Source organism: Pararhizobium sp. IMCC3301 (assembly GCF_030758315.1).
Lineage (GTDB): Bacteria > Pseudomonadota > Alphaproteobacteria > Rhizobiales.
In genome coordinates this window covers 4142526-4158277 of record NZ_CP132336.1, presented here as the reverse complement: position 1 = coordinate 4158277, position 15752 = coordinate 4142526, and the positions used below count along the sequence as shown (strand labels likewise).

At 54.9% G+C, this 15752-nt stretch carries 14 protein-coding genes; 6 read left to right on the top strand and 8 right to left on the bottom strand.

The annotated features are described in order from the left end of the window. Nucleotides 1-75: 75 nt before the first annotated feature. The 4 genes from RAL88_RS19845 (at nt 76) to RAL88_RS19830 (ending at nt 5707) form a co-directional block, all read left to right on the top strand. Nucleotides 76-732, top strand: a complete 657-nt coding sequence (locus RAL88_RS19845) for an ABC transporter ATP-binding protein (RefSeq protein ID WP_306265850.1) — start codon at nt 76-78, stop codon at nt 730-732. Then, nucleotides 729-3221 carry an ABC transporter permease gene (locus tag RAL88_RS19840; protein ID WP_306265847.1) on the top strand — a complete coding sequence of 831 codons (2493 nt, stop codon included), beginning with the start codon at nt 729-731 and terminating at the stop codon, nt 3219-3221. The genes RAL88_RS19845 and RAL88_RS19840 overlap by 4 nt, the downstream gene beginning before the upstream one ends. Further along, on the top strand, nt 3211-4374 hold the full coding sequence (locus RAL88_RS19835) for a lipocalin-like domain-containing protein (protein WP_306265845.1): 1164 nt from the start codon (nt 3211-3213) through the stop codon (nt 4372-4374). Before RAL88_RS19840 ends, RAL88_RS19835 begins: the two co-directional genes overlap by 11 nt. A 181-nt stretch (nt 4375-4555) precedes the next feature. Next, nucleotides 4556-5707, top strand: coding sequence for a DNA cytosine methyltransferase (locus RAL88_RS19830; protein ID WP_306265844.1), 1152 nt, complete (start codon nt 4556-4558; stop codon nt 5705-5707). Between the two features lies 1 nt (nt 5708). Here RAL88_RS19830 and RAL88_RS19825 read toward each other — a convergent pair whose 3' ends face one another. The 4 genes from RAL88_RS19825 to RAL88_RS19810 all read right to left on the bottom strand — a co-directional run bounded on the left by RAL88_RS19825 (nt 5709) and on the right by RAL88_RS19810 (nt 10921). Then, nucleotides 5709-8321 carry a hypothetical protein gene (locus tag RAL88_RS19825; protein ID WP_306265843.1) on the bottom strand — a complete coding sequence of 871 codons (2613 nt, stop codon included), beginning with the start codon at nt 8319-8321 and terminating at the stop codon, nt 5709-5711. A gap of 47 nt (nt 8322-8368) precedes the next feature. Continuing rightward, nucleotides 8369-9145 carry a hypothetical protein gene (locus tag RAL88_RS19820; RefSeq protein WP_306265842.1) on the bottom strand — a complete coding sequence of 259 codons (777 nt, stop codon included), beginning with the start codon at nt 9143-9145 and terminating at the stop codon, nt 8369-8371. Between the two features lie 7 nt (nt 9146-9152). After that, on the bottom strand, nt 9153-9977 hold the full coding sequence (locus RAL88_RS19815; RefSeq protein WP_306265840.1) for a hypothetical protein: 825 nt from the start codon (nt 9975-9977) through the stop codon (nt 9153-9155). Nucleotides 9978-10378: 401 nt separating this feature from the next. Further along, nucleotides 10379-10921 (bottom strand): flavodoxin domain-containing protein, encoded by a 543-nt coding sequence (locus tag RAL88_RS19810; RefSeq protein ID WP_306265838.1) that lies wholly within the window; start codon nt 10919-10921, stop codon nt 10379-10381. Between the two features lie 270 nt (nt 10922-11191). Between RAL88_RS19810 and RAL88_RS19805 the strand changes: the two genes are divergently transcribed. Continuing rightward, nucleotides 11192-11857, top strand: coding sequence for an FAD-binding oxidoreductase (locus RAL88_RS19805; protein WP_306265836.1), 666 nt, complete (start codon nt 11192-11194; stop codon nt 11855-11857). A 94-nt stretch (nt 11858-11951) separates the two neighbouring features. Further along, nucleotides 11952-13109: an alkene reductase gene (locus RAL88_RS19800; RefSeq protein WP_306265834.1), complete on the top strand. Its 1158-nt coding sequence runs from the start codon at nt 11952-11954 to the stop codon at nt 13107-13109. Nucleotides 13110-13208: 99 nt separating this feature from the next. Here the strand turns inward: RAL88_RS19800 and pcaD are convergent, their stop codons facing one another. The 4 genes from pcaD to RAL88_RS19780 all read right to left on the bottom strand — a co-directional run bounded on the left by pcaD (nt 13209) and on the right by RAL88_RS19780 (nt 15726). After that, nucleotides 13209-14015: a 3-oxoadipate enol-lactonase gene (gene pcaD, locus RAL88_RS19795; protein ID WP_306265832.1), complete on the bottom strand. Its 807-nt coding sequence runs from the start codon at nt 14013-14015 to the stop codon at nt 13209-13211. 73 nt (nt 14016-14088) lie between these two features. Continuing rightward, on the bottom strand, nt 14089-14940 hold the full coding sequence (locus tag RAL88_RS19790; protein ID WP_306265830.1) for a universal stress protein: 852 nt from the start codon (nt 14938-14940) through the stop codon (nt 14089-14091). A gap of 34 nt (nt 14941-14974) precedes the next feature. Next, entirely contained in the window at nt 14975-15298 is a 324-nt protein-coding gene (locus RAL88_RS19785; RefSeq protein ID WP_306265828.1) for a TraR/DksA family transcriptional regulator, read from the bottom strand. Between the two features lie 17 nt (nt 15299-15315). Next, complete coding sequence (locus RAL88_RS19780; RefSeq protein WP_306265826.1) at nt 15316-15726, bottom strand: universal stress protein; 411 nt, start codon at nt 15724-15726, stop codon at nt 15316-15318. Nucleotides 15727-15752 lie beyond the last annotated feature (26 nt).

Sequence of the window (15752 nt, the reverse complement as noted above, 5' to 3'; positions counted from 1 at the left end):
GCGGAAATCTCTGCTGGACGCGGCGCTGCCAGTTCCTAACTATGCACAACAGAAGCGTCATCCCAAGGCTGCCCCATGCTTGAAGTCCGTCACCTGCGCAAATCCTACAGCACGCCTCAGGGCACCAGCTGCGTTCTGGAAGATGTCAGCCTCGATCTGGCGGGCGGCGGCAGTCTGGCGCTGATGGGCGAATCGGGCAGCGGCAAAAGCACCTTGATGCATCTGATCGGCGGTCTCGATACGCCCGACGGCGGCGAGATTCTGTTCAACGGCACCAATGTCGCCGCCCTGTCCGATGCCGGGCGGGCGGATTTGCGGCGCAACCGGCTGGGCGTGGTGTTTCAGCAGTTCAACCTCATTCCCAGCCTGAATACCGGCGATAATCTGGCGTTTCAGGCGCGCATTGCCGGCCGGGCGGATACGTCATGGCTGAGCCATCTGGCGGACAGGCTGGGCCTGCAGAGCGTGCTCGGCCATTATCCGGAGCAATTATCCGGTGGCCAGCAGCAGCGCGTCGCCATAGGCCGCACCCTCGCGGCCAAGCCGGAGCTGATGCTGGCCGATGAGCCGACCGGCAATCTGGACGAGGCCACCGGAGATGCGGTGCTGGAGCTGACGCTGGCGCTGGTCCGCGATCTGGGCACCAGCCTGCTGATGGTCACCCATAATGCCCGCCTTGCCGCCCGTCTGGACCGCACCGTCCGGCTCAGCGGAGGGCGCATCGCGCTTTGACACAGATCACCACCTTTTTCTGGACCTTTCGCGTGCTGTTGAGTTTCTGGCGGCGCAACCGTCTGTCCTTCATCACGCTGATTGTCGGGCTGGGGGTTGCGACCGCGTTGTGGAGCGGCGTGCAGGCGATCAATGCGGAAGCACGGGCAAGCTACAGAAGCGCTGCCGCCACGCTTGGCGGCGATCAGTTCCGATCTTTGCTGCCAGTGGCCGGCAACAGCGTTTCCGAAGGTCTGTTTGTCACCCTGCGCCGCGCCGGATGGCGGGTCTCGCCGGTGGTCGAGGGCACGGTGCGGATCAACGGCGCCCATATCCGACTGATCGGCATTGACCCGGTCTCGCTGCCAAATGCGGAGGTCTCGCAGAACCGGTGGCTGATGGCGTTCGCCAACCGCAATGCCGATCTTGAGGCGTTTCTGACGCCGCCCTTCAAAGCCTTCGCCCATCCTGCCACTTTAGCCAGTCTCGACCCGGATAAGTCCGGCAGCGTTACGATTGAGGGGGCCGGAGCGCTGCCGCCGCTCGCCGCGCTTGAGAGCCTGCCGCCCGGAACCATCATGACGGATATCGGCGTTGCCCAGCGCCTGCTGGGATTGCAGGGCCGCATCAGCCGGCTGATTGTGGATGACCGGCAAAAGGCCGACGAAAAAACGCTTGGCCCGCTCATTGAAGGGCAGTTGCGGCTGGAACAACCCGCCGCCAGCTCGGCGCTGGAAAGCCTGACCGACAGCTTTCATCTGAACCTCACCGCCTTCGGCTTTCTGTCCTTTGTGGTCGGCCTGTTCATTGTCAATTCGGCGGTGGGTCTGGCGTTTGAAAGCCGCCGCCATATGGTGCGCACCCTGCGCGCCTGCGGCGTCCCGGCGCGGCTTCTGGCGCTGGCGCTGATGCTGGAACTGGCGCTGCTGTCGTTTCTCGCCGGGGCGCTGGGCGTGGTTGCCGGCTATCTGATTGCCTCAGCGCTGCTGCCCGACGTCTCGGCCAGCCTTGAAGGGCTGTATGGCGCGCAAGTCTCGGGCCAATTGACGCTGCAATGGCACTGGTGGCTGAGCGGACTGGCCATCGCCATGCTGGGGGCTTTCTTTGCTGCCGGGGCGAGCCTGGCAAAGCTGGTGCGCATGCCGATCCTGGCCAATGCCCACCCGTTTGCCTGGCGCCAGGTCAATCAGCGCAAGCGCAAATGGCAATTGGCGGTGGCTGCAGGCTTTGCGCTGACGGCACTGGCCGCCTTTGCCCTTGGCGGCTCGCTGATCGCCGGATTTGTGCTGATGGGCGCGGTGCTGCTGAGCGCAGCCCTTGTGCTGCCCAGTGTGCTGGCGGCGATACTGGCGGGTTTTGAAGCCAGGGCCGACCATCCGCTGCGGCAATGGTTCTGGGCCGACAGCAACCAGCATATGTCGGGCCTGTCACTGGCGCTGATGGCGCTGCTGCTGGCACTGTCGATCAATATCGGCGTCGGCACCATGGTGCAGAGTTTTCGCACCACCTTTCTGGCCTGGCTCGACCAGCGCCTGACCGCGGAGATTTATCTCAATGCCGACACGCCGCAGCAGAGTGACGCAGTGCTCGCCTATCTGGCGGATGCGCCGGGCGTCAGCGCAATTCTGCCGATCTGGAATGTTGAAACCCGCTACAGGGACTGGCCGGTTGAGGTGTTCGGCTTTCGCGATCATCCGACCTATCGCGATAATTGGCCCCTGCTGGCGCAGACCAAGGCGGTGTGGCCGGATGTCGCCGCTGGCAAGGGCGTGCTGATCAATGAACAGATGGCGCGGAAATTCGGCCTTGGTCTGAATGATGAAGTGCAGCTTGCCAGCGAGAGCGGGCCGCTGACGACGCAGGTTCTGGGCATTTTTTCAGATTACGGCAACCCGGCCGGACAGGTGATGATGGCGGTTGAGCGGCTGGTCGAGCTGTGGCCCTCGGTGCAGAAGACCCGCTTTGGCCTCAGGGTTGCGCCGCAGCAAAAAGCCCGCATTCTGGCAGAGCTTGAGCAGCGTTTTGACTTCCGCGAAGGCGCGCTGATCGATCAGGAGGCGTTGAAAAACGTCTCGAAATCCGTCTTTGAGCGGACTTTTGCCGTCACCCTGGCGCTGAATGCCCTGACCCTTGCGGTGGCCGGCATTGCCATGCTGACCAGCCTGCTTGGCCTGTCGCAGGCGCGGCTGCCGCAACTGGCACCGATATGGGCGCTGGGCATTACGCGCCGCAAGCTTGCGCTGATCGAACTGGCCAAAACCGTGGCGCTGGCGCTGCTGACCTCGCTGCTGGCAATCCCGCTTGGGCTGCTGGTGGCGTGGATATTGCTGGCCATCATCAATGTCGAAGCTTTTGGCTGGCGGCTGCCGATGCTGCTGTTTCCGCTGGACTGGCTGCGCCTGCTGGCGCTGTCGGTCTTCACCGCGCTGCTCGCCTCGGCCTATCCGGCGGTTAAACTGCGGCGGATGCCGCCCGCAGAGCTGTTAAAGGTGTTTGCAAATGAACGCTAAAATCCGCATCGCCCTGCCATTACTGATCGTTCCCTTGTGGCTTGCGCTGCTGTGGAGCGCCGCCCCCTTTGGCCAGGCCTTCGGCCAGGGCTTTGCCGGACTTGGCGGCGACAGCGAAGGCTTTGCAGAGGTGACGCCCGGCAAGATTTTTTCATTTCCGCAGGATCATGGTGCCCACCCGGATTTCCGCATTGAATGGTGGTATGTCACCGCCAATCTGAGCGATACGGCGGGCAATCCCTATGGCATTCAGTGGACCCTGTTCCGCCGGGCGCTGACGCCCGGATCGCAGCAAAGCGGCTGGAACCGGCAGCAATTATGGCTCGGCCATGCCGCCCTGTCGGCCAAGGGCCGCCATCTCAGCGCCGAAATTGCCGCGCGTGGCGGCACCGGCCAGGCCGGAATCACCACCGCGCCGTTTGCCGCCTGGATCGATGACTGGTCGCTGACCTCCATCGCCAAACAATCACCCGCGGCAGGCGCACCCGGCCCGGATGCGTTTTCTGAAATGCGCCTGACAGCATCCGATGAGGCCTTCAGTTATGATCTGACCCTCGCCACCGACAAAAATCTGATTTTTCACGGCGAGTCCGGCTTTAGCCGCAAGTCGGATATTGGCCAATCTGAAGGGAGCCAATCTGGCGCGGATCAGGCCTCGTATTATTACAGCCAGCCGTTTTTCACTGTCTCCGGCACTGTGTCGCTCGATGGCAAAGACATAAAGGTTTCCGGTAAGGCGTGGCTTGACCGCGAATGGAGCAGCCAGCCGCTTGCTGCCAGCCAGACCGGTTGGGACTGGTTTTCGCTGCATTTCGACAGCGGCGAGAAACTGATGCTGTTCCGCCTGCGCGACAAAGAGGCCGACAATTACACCTCCGGCACCTGGATTTCCCCAGACGGCAGCGCCACTGCCCTGACGCCAGACGACATCATCATGACCCCGCTGCAAACCGCCCGCATTGCAGGCCGCGACGTACCTGTCCGCTGGCGGCTGGAAGTGCCCGGCAAAGGGGTGGAAATCGAGACCGCAGCGCTGAACGCCGACAGCTGGATGCTGACGTCGATTCCGTATTGGGAAGGGCCAGTGCAGGTCAGCGGCAGCCATGACGGTGTGGGGTATCTGGAGATGACAGGGTATGCGGTGGGGGAGTGAAGGTTGGTGCCTTGCTACACAGCACTGGAGAAGATCGATTTTGCAAGTGGCAATTTTAATCCAGCCCCCTGTTTTCACCTTAATTATCTTCGGATTGATTAAACCAATTTGAAGTGTATTAGTCTCAAGATTGAGTTAATCGTTCCACAAACACGATGCAAATGAAACTAATGGTTAGCACATGAAATCTTTAGAATTATTTTCTGGCGTAGGAGGTATGGCGCTAGGTTTAGAAGCAGCGGGCTTCAAGCATTTAGACTTAGTTGAGTCTGACGAATTTTGTGTAGCTACGTTAAATCGCAACATCAGAAAGGGGCTTTTACTTTCAAATGGAATGGCTGCCAGTTGTGTTGATATTCACGATTACGATTTTCGTCCACTCGAAGATCAATTGTGGTTACTCTCAGGAGGCCCGCCGTGCCAGCCCTTCTCACTAGGTGGAAGCCATAGAGCAGCATTAGACCCTCGCAATATGTTTCCACAAGCTCTGCGCGCAGTTCGCGAAGCAAGGCCCAAGGCATTCCTTTTTGAGAATGTTCCTGGTCTACTTCGTCCAAGATTTCGAAACTATTTTGAGTATCTGAGATTATGTCTTTCATTTCCAGAAATCTCAGAACTCGTCGGTGAAACTTGGGAAGAACATCACCGTCGACTTGAACGCTATCAGACTAGCTCGGTTGGATCGGGGTGCGGTTATCGTGTCATTTCACAACTGATCAATGTAGCTGACTTTGGTGTTCCACAGAGGAGATCAAGAGTATTCCTAGTTGGGATACGCGATGATTTGAAGATTGGCTGGAGCTTCCCATCTCCGACACACTCGCATGCAGCCCTAAATATCCATAAATTATCCGGGGAATATTACGACCGGCATAGAATAAAACCTCCAGAGATGGATGCTAATCAACTGATACGGCAGGAAAACAAATTTTTGGATCCAGAGCTTTTGCCATGGGTAACTTTGCGGGACGCACTCTCCGATTTACCAGATCCAGAAATGCCGGGCGAAAATAATCACATTGAGGGTCATGAGTTCAAACCTGGTGCGCGAATTTACAAAGGACATACAGGCAGCGATCTCGATCTGCCATCAAAAACATTGAAAGCCGGCGTAAATGGTGTTCCGGGTGGAGAAAATATGCTGGTGAAAGATTGTGGGTCGGTTCGATATCTGACTATACGGGAATGTGCTCGCGTCCAGACATTTCCAGATAACTATTCGTTTCATGAGATATGGAGTAGAGCGGTTCGCCAACTCGGAAACGCGGTCCCAATGAAAATCGCCACGATTCTGGGAATGAGTCTCAAAAAGGCTCTGATTTCTCGCACATAAATTAAAGTAGCGCTTTTTGCGCCTGAGAGAAGAAAACAAGCTGCTCTCTGCTCCAGTAAAGCGGGTTTTTTTGGGGATCGGGCATTGGTTGCCCAATCGCAGAATGTGTCTCAACGCGAAATGTGTAAGGAGTCAATATCTCTGGCTGAGCTCCCTTGAGCTCGATTGGATCCACCTCGATGCGAAAATCAGTTTTAAGCACCAGCGCATGCTTTAGTGGGTCGGATCGACTATCGTCAACACTGCGATAGGTATCAGAGCGGGTCCCAAATCTTTCAGAACTGTCGCGCGCAGACATGCGCACTGAAAGCAGAGTGTGAGTAATTATAGAGGTTAAGTTCCGAGTTCGAAGCAAGCTGAAGAGTTGTGGCCAGAACAGAGTCTGTTTTTCAATCTCAGGAAACTGTAGGAAAACATTATGTATTCCATCAATAATAATCGTTGTAAATGGATCCCCGGAAAGCAAGGAAGCCCGCAGCGTCCATTCTATTTTACTGTAGAGTGTATCTGGCTTAAGATGCCCGGGATAGAGATGCATCACTTCCATTCGGGGTTCGAACCCATCTGGTAACTCGGGATATTCCCTGTTTCTTACAACACGAAGTGTGTCCATAATATTGCGATAATACTCGTCAGGATAGAGGAATGATACAACCAAAACCTTCTCGGATGTTGAGAGGGGCCCTTCCGATTTTTCTCGATTGTATGAGGGTGCTGTTGCGATTTTCAACGCTAAACCCGCTTTTCCGCCAGAACCTTCGCCATTTAGAAAGATAATGGAACCTTGATAAAGTTCCACTCCTGCCTTTTCGTTCGGATAAAATTTCAACCCTCTTGCTGTCGTTGCACCAGAACCGACAGAAACCAGCCTCAAATCCTCTTGACGGCAAGCCAGTTGCATAACTTTTTTGAAAACTTTTTTATATGGCAGTCTTGAGTTCCAAATCGACAGACGGTCCAGTTGATAATTCATTTGCGGAGTAAATCGGACACCTTTATCGCCTGCGATTTGCAGTCCGTGTGTTCCCGGCGAACACAACTGGTGCCTAGCCTTCGAAAGCGTCAAGTATCTGTGAGGCTTTGAACCTATATCGGATTCGGTCTGGTGCGAAAGTCTGATCGCGACGTCAACCAAATAATCGAGTGACGTATCTGCTCTCCAATCAGTACCCGTTGTCAGTATGACTAGGGCCCGGAGTTTACGGCAAATCTCAATAAAACGATGAAATTCGTTCGTGACTTTTTTTGCATCCGTTTTATGTGGTTCGAAAAGCGCTTGTGTAGCTATATCATGGAGGCCGTCAAGGACCACGATTGTCGAACATGGTAATGGAACCGCAAATGGTGCATCGATATTCACATGATTTTGGTCTTTAAGTGCGACAGCAATTCTCTCAAATTCTGAACTCAACGCACTCAATTTTGACTCTTCTGTCGAATAAACAAGTTCGAACTTGCGAATTTTTAGCCATTCTTCGGAGTCGTTGGGTACGAACGGAAGGCTTCGTATTTGCGAAGGCAAAAGGCTTGCGGACCGACTTCTCAGATCGGCCTCATCTTCCTCAGCAGTTAAGAAAAGCGTCTTGATGCCAAAACCAGAGAGAGAGGCGCCTAAACCGAGGGCAAGTGCAGTTTTTCCAGAGCCTGCTCCGCCATGCAATGCACACACTAAACCACCTCTGGATGCAAAGTTTAGTCCACCTCTAAAGATGGTATCGGCACCACGTATAGGAAGCGGTACCCCCCAAAGACCGTTCACTATTTCTCCAAACTCTGTCGGAGCTTTCAGATATGCTGGTCTGGTAAACTCAAACGGAATATCCAGATCGTGGAGATTGCTTCGCTCAGACAAAAGAAATACAGTTTCGGCAGGACCTCCTTCATGATCTGGCAAGCTCTTGAATCGCAGATACATAACGCCTGTCATAGCCAGATAATGTCGTAGAATTCCTGATACTCTATCTCTAAGCCTAGTGTTCGATTTCGGCTTCAGATCGTCCAGCTTGTCTTGGCCCTTGCTGCGATACCGATCCTGCATGGACGTTAGTACGCTAGTGTAGGATGTTTCGAGATCTTGGACAGTGAACTCATCGTAGCCGTGCTTAAGCACAGTATTCGGCATCGCCTGGTATTTTTGGAACAAAACCGTTCTCATAGTGAGAAGTGCGTATGCTCTGCTACCGGGATGTTCAGGAATTGTAAGAAAATCTGCTATTAATTGGTATGGTGAAGGAAGCGTAATCGCTTCGCTGGGCTTTGTGGACTCATTAAATGTCGAGACCACTGCATTTTTGATTATACGGGAGATTCGTGTGGCGTTTTCTTGAACAAGGTAGCTGTTGGGGTCTTCAATGCTTAATCCCAGCAAGAGATTATTTTTGACATTGTCGTCCAAACCCGACACATTTCGTAGGTTTTCTTTTACAAGAGCGTGGATAGCTTCGTTAGCGCTACCAGCTCGAAGGTGTCGCACCTGATTTTCTCGAGTCGCGACGGCAATCCACGAGAAATGCCTATTGATCTGCTTGTCTGGAACCCGATCAGGATCAAGAAATGAAAACTGCTGACCGCTTACCGATACAAACTCACCAAATGATCTCAAGGTACTTGCCAAGAGCTTTTCAACTAATTCGTGGTATGGGAGTGTTCTTTTCCTTTCCATCACGCAGCAACCGGCTCAGGCAGCGCATCAACTGCCTCAGCCAACACAGGAGTATTTGTGATAAAATCGATGTCGGTGTCTTGTATTAGATGATGTCCGGCGCTTCGAATCGGAATAACCGGTTGCGGCAAAGAAAGTTGTGAACCACGCTTCGCATCGATCCATTCCAAAAATGCCTGACGTTGATCAGTATCCAGAACTTTGGCAAAAGATAAAACAAAACCATTGAATTTTTTGTTAGCCACTGCTTTTTGAAGCTTAAGGTAGCGAGATTTTAAGCTAGACCAATGAAGTGGATTATCATCATTTGTAGCAAGGTCAGACATCGCACTTAACAGCCCAGCGTCGTCTCTCGGATATGCTTCAAAAGCCAAATCAAGCCATAACTCTGGTATCTCACTGCGTAATGTTGTCAGCTGTTTTAGCTGCTGTGGTGCAAATTGGCCGCCGCATCGTATATAGAGTAAAGCAAGTTCAAATTGGCTCCGGGCTGATAACGGATCGTCCGAAGCGAATAGTTTCCGTTCCAACTCGTCGCAAAACAAAGCCCCACGACATCCGGTTTTTTCTGCGATGAGTGCTACCCCGAGGGCGAAGTCCTCCTGTTGGACATCATTCAAAGATACCAACTCTGTGAGAATCTCTTCAAATTCATCTAAATCAAATTGTGTCTCCTGGGTGATTCTTGCTAGCAAAAGTTCAAGGCGGCTGAAGCCGCTCTTGCTCGCTTCACCGCTAGCATATGCTCGAAGCGCCTCTAGAATTTCATTAAACATACCGGTTCTATGTCCTGACAACACGAATTGGCCCAGGCAAATTCCGATAGCATACTGGGTCACAGATAACTTCTGGAAGACCACCCTTGTCAACGCACCGCTGTGGGCCATATGGAATGGGCGTCGTCACACCACCAGGCTGCCAAATATCTCTTACACCTAAGTACCCACTATGGCAAAAGTTTGAGAATCTGACGTTCTCTAAGTCCTCAGATTTTACTGTAAGACAGAGATAGTCCAAGCCCAGTTCATAAACTTTTTCATCATTCAGAATATCCGGTAGGCCTAGGCGACAAGGCAAACAACTTAAATCCTGTTCCATATCATCGTTGGCATCGCAATTCCCTTCTCCAGAGCGAAAAAGCCAGCACAGAGGCGGCCTGCAAATTACGTATGGTTGGTCAGTATTTGGATCAATCGAATTTTTGAGACTTGTGAGCCAATCTTCTGCAACATCAAGTTGGCTTGGTGTCGGCACGGGAGAGCTCAAGCTATTGAGCCAAAGAAACATTTGGATCACATCGTTGGTACTCTGGTTAAGCGCTTTTGCAAGATATGTGGCCGCGCTGCGGAGATTCGTGACTCTTCCCAGTACCTCACCATCAGGAAGCACAATGGCATCACCTGTGTGTTGAAGCCGCCAAGTAAATTCTTCATACGCCTTTTCAACCGATCGAGACCCTCGACCAGAATCTTCATCTGCTTTAGTTTCGCAATCGCAGCCTGCGCAAGCCTCCAAGAACTCGTTTTTAACTCCAATATTTGAAGTATCTTGGCCCAATTTGTTGTAAAATTCTTCGGCTAGGAGAGTAGGCTTTGGCAGGAGGGTCAAATCGAATGCTCTTTAAATATTTATTCCAACATCTTTCGCCATTATGCAGTCTGCGGATCAGATTCATAGAAAAATCTGACTAATTTGAAAAAAACCAATATTTGAATTGTATTTTTGGACTGTCTGTTCAAAGGATACAGCGCAGACTGACGGCATAAGAGATGTTTAACCTTGAGCAGCCCAAGCGGGGTACGAGTGGAATTAACGTCATATCTGCGGATGGTTGACACACAATGCGAGCGGGCTACGTGATGACGTAGTCCCCGCACAGCAGAAAATCACTCTGCCCCCGAAAGCGAGCGTTTATCGGCTGCACCAACTTCAATCCTCCACGCCCCGTGCACGAGCGCCCGGGAACGCCCGCAACTACCCTACCTTTGACCCCGCAGCACGGCACCCACTCAGTCGTCAGCCGGCGCGCGCATCTTAAAAAACCCCCGTATCTCAGCGCCAAGGGCATCCCAATCGGTGAATTCGCGCACGCCATCTACCAGTTCGACATCGCGCCCGATCAACACCACCATCTGCACAATCTGGCTTTCAAAATAGCTGTAGCTGTCGGCGCGGACAGCGCCGGCAACCAGACCCTCTCTGTCGGGGGTAAACCCTGTTCGCAGTTTCATTTCGGTCAGGTAATCCTGGGCTTCTTCGATACATTCGGGAAAGGCCGCCTTGAGGCTGACCGAGAGCAGCAGCGTTGGGCGTGCCTGCAATTCATCAAGGCTTGCAGCGACCAAAACTTCAAAATTCTTCGGGTGGCGGCGTTCATGCACCGGTGCTGCCAACACGACTCCGTCGATGCCGTCAAACGACAAAGTTGCCAAACTGTCTTGTGTGTTGAACAGCCGCACCCCATGGCCGGCGGCGCTTATCTGCTGCACGGCGAAGTCGGCAATCTTGCGCGTTTGGCCTTCAACTGTCTCAAAAATAACAAGAAAATTCAAAAAACCACTCCCCTTCCTGTCGTTAGGCCCGATGAGACCACTCCCCTTTTCGGCAGGTAGACTTGGTCGCAACCCTAGGTGTCTTCGACCACGATGGCCTTGTTCCAGATCAATAGGACGGGTTTGTGATGGATGGCACGCCGTGGTGCTCGCCGCAGCACTTGATGCACCACGAGGCTGGCACCGGCGAATTGATCGGCGGTGGATGGAACGAACCTCCGAGCCGTTCGTTTCCCTTGTGAGATGCAATTTCAATCAAGAGGCCAGATCATGTCCCGGACTGTGAAAATTGTTGCCATCGAACCGGTTACCCATGATGTCGACCGTTATGTCATGGAAAAGCCGAAGGGCTATGAATTTTCGCCGGGTCAGGCCACCGAAGTGGCGATCAACAAGCCGGACTGGGCTGATGAAAAACGGCCCTTCACCTTTACCTCCCTGCCCGGTTGGGACCGGCTGGAATTCACCATCAAGCATTATAGCGATCATGATGGCGTGACCAACGCATTGCGCAGCCTGCAGGCGGGCGATGAATTGCTGATCGGCGAGCCGTGGGGCACGATTGAATATAAGGGGCCGGGCACATTTATTGCCGGGGGTGCTGGCGTAACGCCGTTCATTGCGATTTTGCGCAGCCTTGAAGCGCAGGGCAAAATTGCCGGGCACCGGCTGATCTTTGCCAATAAAACCGAAGCGGACATTATCCACCGCGCTGAATTCGACGCCATGGCGGGGCTGGAAACGGTCTATGTCCTCAGCAATGAGGAAAAGGACGGTTTTGAACACGGCCATGTCGACAAGGACCTGCTGAAACGCCATATCGACGATCTGTCGCAGCAAATTTATCTGTGCGGCCCAAGGCCGATGCAGACAGCCGTAAAAAGCGATTTGAACGATTTGGGGGCCGATCCGGATGCCCTTGTATTCGAGAAATAATCCGCTGGCCGGTCTTTAGAACCTGTCTGACCCGGCGTCTTTTCCAAATCTCTCCAACCCAAGACCAAATAAACCCGAAACGAGGAGTTTTCCCGTGCAGAGTACCCATTCCAACGTTAAACACGCAGCATTGTTCGAAACCGGCAAGGCCGGTGGCATTGTAGCCGATAACCGCATCATCATGGCACCGCTGACACGCTCGCGGGCGCAACAGCCAGGCGATGTGCCCAATGCGTTGAACGCCACCTATTACGGCCAGCGCGCCAGTGCCGGTTTCATCATCACCGAGGCCACGCAGATTTCCCGCGAGGGCAAGGGCTATGCCTGGACCCCCGGCATCTACACGCCGGAACAGGTTGTCGGCTGGAAACTGGTCACCAATGAGGTGCACAACAATGGCGGCAAGATTGTCCTGCAGCTCTGGCATGTCGGGCGCATTTCGCATCCGGTGTTTCAGAAGGATGAAGGCAAGCCGGTTGCGCCAAGCGCGATCAGGCCGGATGGTGAGGCCTTTGTCGCCGACTATCACCCGGACGGGCCGGTGGTGCCGTTTGTCGAGCCGCGCGCGCTTGAGACCAGCGAGATCCCGCGCCTGCTGCAGGATTATGTCCATGCTGCGCGATGCGCCAAGGATGCCGGATTTGACGGGGTCGAGATTCATGCGGCCAATGGCTATCTGCTCGACCAGTTTCTGCAATCCTCGACCAATCAGCGCGATGATGCCTATGGCGGCAGCACGGAAAACCGGATGCGGCTGCTCGGCGAAGTAGTCGATGCGGTGCTGAGTGTGTGGCCTGCCGACAAGGTTGGCGTGCGCCTGTCGCCGCTGGGCGGCATGAATGATGTTTCAGACGACAACCCAGCCGAGCTGTTCGCGGCGGTGGCAAGCAACCTCTCCCGTCGCGGCCTTGCCTATCTGCACATCGTGCGGGCCACCCATCAAGTGGATGGCAAAGAGCAGGTGCGCGATGAATCGGTTCAGATCATCGCCGATATGCAAAAGGCATTTGACGGCGCGATGCTGGTCTGTGGCGGATTTTCACCGCAAGAAGCCGCCAGCTGGGTGGCAGATCAGAAATGCGATTTCGCGGTGTTCGGCAAGCTGTTTCTGGCCAACCCGGATCTGCCGAAGCGTATTTCCCAGGACGGGCCCTATAACACGGTAAGGCCGAGCACATTCTATGGCGGCGGCTCTGAGGGCTATACGGATTATCCCAAGCTCTCCGACGAAGAGCGGCGCAAGGCCGCCTGAGCCGGAACCTATCCGATGCAAAAAGCCCGGTGCAAGCCGGGCTTTTTGTTGAAGTCTGAACAATTATAGCCACTTAGATTGTTTCCCGGAGAGTTTGATTCAACTCTTCGGCCAGAGCCCGGCCTCGTCGAAAAATGCCTTGATCATGTCCGATAGTATGTCCGGCTGCTCGATGCAGGGCAGATGTCCGGCATCCTTGATAATCTCGAAGCGCGAATCCGGAATGAGTTTCGACAGCTCGGCCACCAGTGCCGGCGGGGTGGCGTCGTCCTGATCGCCGACAACACACAAGGTCGGGATCTTGATGGCGGCGCAGCTTTCGGTGAAATCGGCATCGCGGATGGCGGCGCAGCTGGCGGCATAGCCGGCGTCCGGCTGGCGCGACAGCATGGTGCGGTAGCCTTGATAGGCGCTTGGATGCGCGTGCGGAAATTCCCTGGTGAACCAGCGCTGCATGATGCCATCGGCCAGGCTTTCAATGCCGCCTTGCGCCACCGCGTCAATGCGCCCGTTCCAGAGCTGCTCATCGCCAATCCTGTGGGCGGTGTCGCACAGCACCATGGCACGCACCAGATCAGGGCGTTTGGCATAGAGCCCCTGGGCGATCAGCCCGCCAATGGAGAGACCGACGACAATCGCGCCGGTCTGTTTCAGATGATCCAGCAGCGCTTCCAGATCGGCGATATGATCGTCGATCGTATAGGGCGTTTCGCCCAGATCGGACAGGCCGTGGCCGCGCTTGTCATAGGTCAGAATGGCGCATTCGCCGATGAAGCGGACAATGACATCGCGCCAGATGCGAAAATCCGTACCCAGCGAGTTGGCAAACACCAGAAGCGGCGATCCTTCCGGTGCGCCGACCACCTGATAATGAAGATTGACGCCGTTTACTGTGGAAAACTGCATGCCTGCCCTGCCCGGATTTGTTGCCACCGGACCATAAGACCGCCAGCAAAACTCTGTTATAGGCGGACGCGGTTCAGTGCGCCAGAAGAAGCGGCCGGTCCGCCGATTTCAGCATGTTGGATGTGGTGCTGCCCAAAAACCAGTCCTGCAGTCTGGAATGGCCATAACCGCCCATGACGATCAGTTCGGCATCCATATCCGTGGCATGGCGGATCAGCGTTTCAGCGTCGTTCCTGCCCTCCGTGGCCAGCGGCACAACGGTCACCGGGACGGAATGGCGTGCCAGATAGGCTGCCAGTTCGGAGCCCGGCTCATCGCCAAAGCGCTCGGTGGCGCTGTGCGGATCGGCCATGGCAATATGAACATCATCCGCATTGGCCAGCAGTTTCAGCGCATGCCGCACGGCAATGGCGGCCTGCACGCCGCCGTCCCAGGCCAGCATCACGCGTTTCAGATCGTTGAGCGGACAAGCGCGGTTATTCATGATCAGAACCGGCCGCCCGGTATCATAAAGCGCACCGCGCAAGGCCTGTTCCCAGACCAGGCTGTCAGACTGATAGGCTCCGGTGAAGACACACAGATCGCAATAGCGGACACGTCGGCTGATATCGCGCGCCAGCGTGCCGGACTGGCTGTATTCCTGGCCGACATCGAACGACACCGCATCGGCGGGCTGATGTTTTGAAATCCACTTTTCCAGGGCTTCGACCTTTTCCGTCAGATCATCGGACAGGCGGGTAAATTCGGCGCCCCATATCTCAAATGCCCCGGCGCCATAGCCGGAGGACATCGGTGGCTGCGGTGTCAGACCCACAACCACGACACTCAAATGGGCGTTCAGATCGCGACACAATGTGAGCGCCGGAGCGATTGCATCATTGTCGTCATCCATATTGTGCAGCGCGATGATGGTTCTGTATGACATGGTGTTTCCCCTTTTTACTCGGGCTTGAGGGCGGTCATGCTTTTGCGGCGGCGCAGCTGTGGCACAGCGCTGCGGTGGGAACAACTTCAAGGCGCTCGGGCGAAATCGGCTCGCCGCATTCCACGCAAATGCCGTAAGTGCCGTTTTTGATCCGCGCCAGGGCCGCCTCGATGGCTTTCAGTTCCTGCAGTCCGGACTGTCCCAGAGATTCCAGAACTTCATCGTCCTCGCGTTCCACGGAGCGTTCTTCGATATCCGCATTCATTGGCTGCTCGAGATCGCGCTCAATGGACTGCAACCGCTTGTTCAGTTCGTCCCGCCGTGTCAGCAGGCGCGTTTCATATGCTTGTGTTTGCATGATTTACCCTTGGTTAGTTACCGATCGACAAGGACCGGACATTTGGCGTGACGCACCACACTGGACGCTGTCGAGCCGAGAAAATAATCCGCCAGACCCGGCCGGTGCGATGCGATAATGACGAGATTGACGCCGAGTTCCTCGGCGGTTGCGACGATAACGCCAGCCGGCGAGCCGCGCCTGACTTCGCGTTCGATGGTCCGGGTGCTTCCGGCTACGGCCTCTTGCAGCGCAAGCGCAGCGTTTTTCTGCAGCTCTCCAAGCATATCCCCCGGCAATTCCGCCGCGACATAGGCGGGCACATCCTCAACCACATTCAAAGCAATAATCGTGCCGCCCGGATCGAGCAGCTGTTCGGCAATTTTGATGGAATCCTTGCCGCGCTCGGCATGGCTGAGATCAATTGGAACCAGAATCCTGTTGTACATAACCCACTCCTTTTCGCTGTCACATA

Coding starts and splice junctions, on each gene's coding strand:
- RAL88_RS19845 (WP_306265850.1), top strand. CDS start 76: ATGCTTGAAGTCCGTCACCTGCGCAAATCCTACAGCACGCCTCAGGGC.
- RAL88_RS19835 (WP_306265845.1), top strand. CDS start 3,211: ATGAACGCTAAAATCCGCATCGCCCTGCCATTACTGATCGTTCCCTTG.
- RAL88_RS19830 (WP_306265844.1), top strand. CDS start 4,556: ATGAAATCTTTAGAATTATTTTCTGGCGTAGGAGGTATGGCGCTAGGT.
- RAL88_RS19820 (WP_306265842.1), bottom strand. CDS start 9,145: ATGTTTAATGAAATTCTAGAGGCGCTTCGAGCATATGCTAGCGGTGAA.
- RAL88_RS19805 (WP_306265836.1), top strand. CDS start 11,192: ATGTCCCGGACTGTGAAAATTGTTGCCATCGAACCGGTTACCCATGAT.
- pcaD (WP_306265832.1), bottom strand. CDS start 14,015: ATGCAGTTTTCCACAGTAAACGGCGTCAATCTTCATTATCAGGTGGTC.
- RAL88_RS19790 (WP_306265830.1), bottom strand. CDS start 14,940: ATGTCATACAGAACCATCATCGCGCTGCACAATATGGATGACGACAAT.
- RAL88_RS19785 (WP_306265828.1), bottom strand. CDS start 15,298: ATGCAAACACAAGCATATGAAACGCGCCTGCTGACACGGCGGGACGAA.
- RAL88_RS19780 (WP_306265826.1), bottom strand. CDS start 15,726: ATGTACAACAGGATTCTGGTTCCAATTGATCTCAGCCATGCCGAGCGC.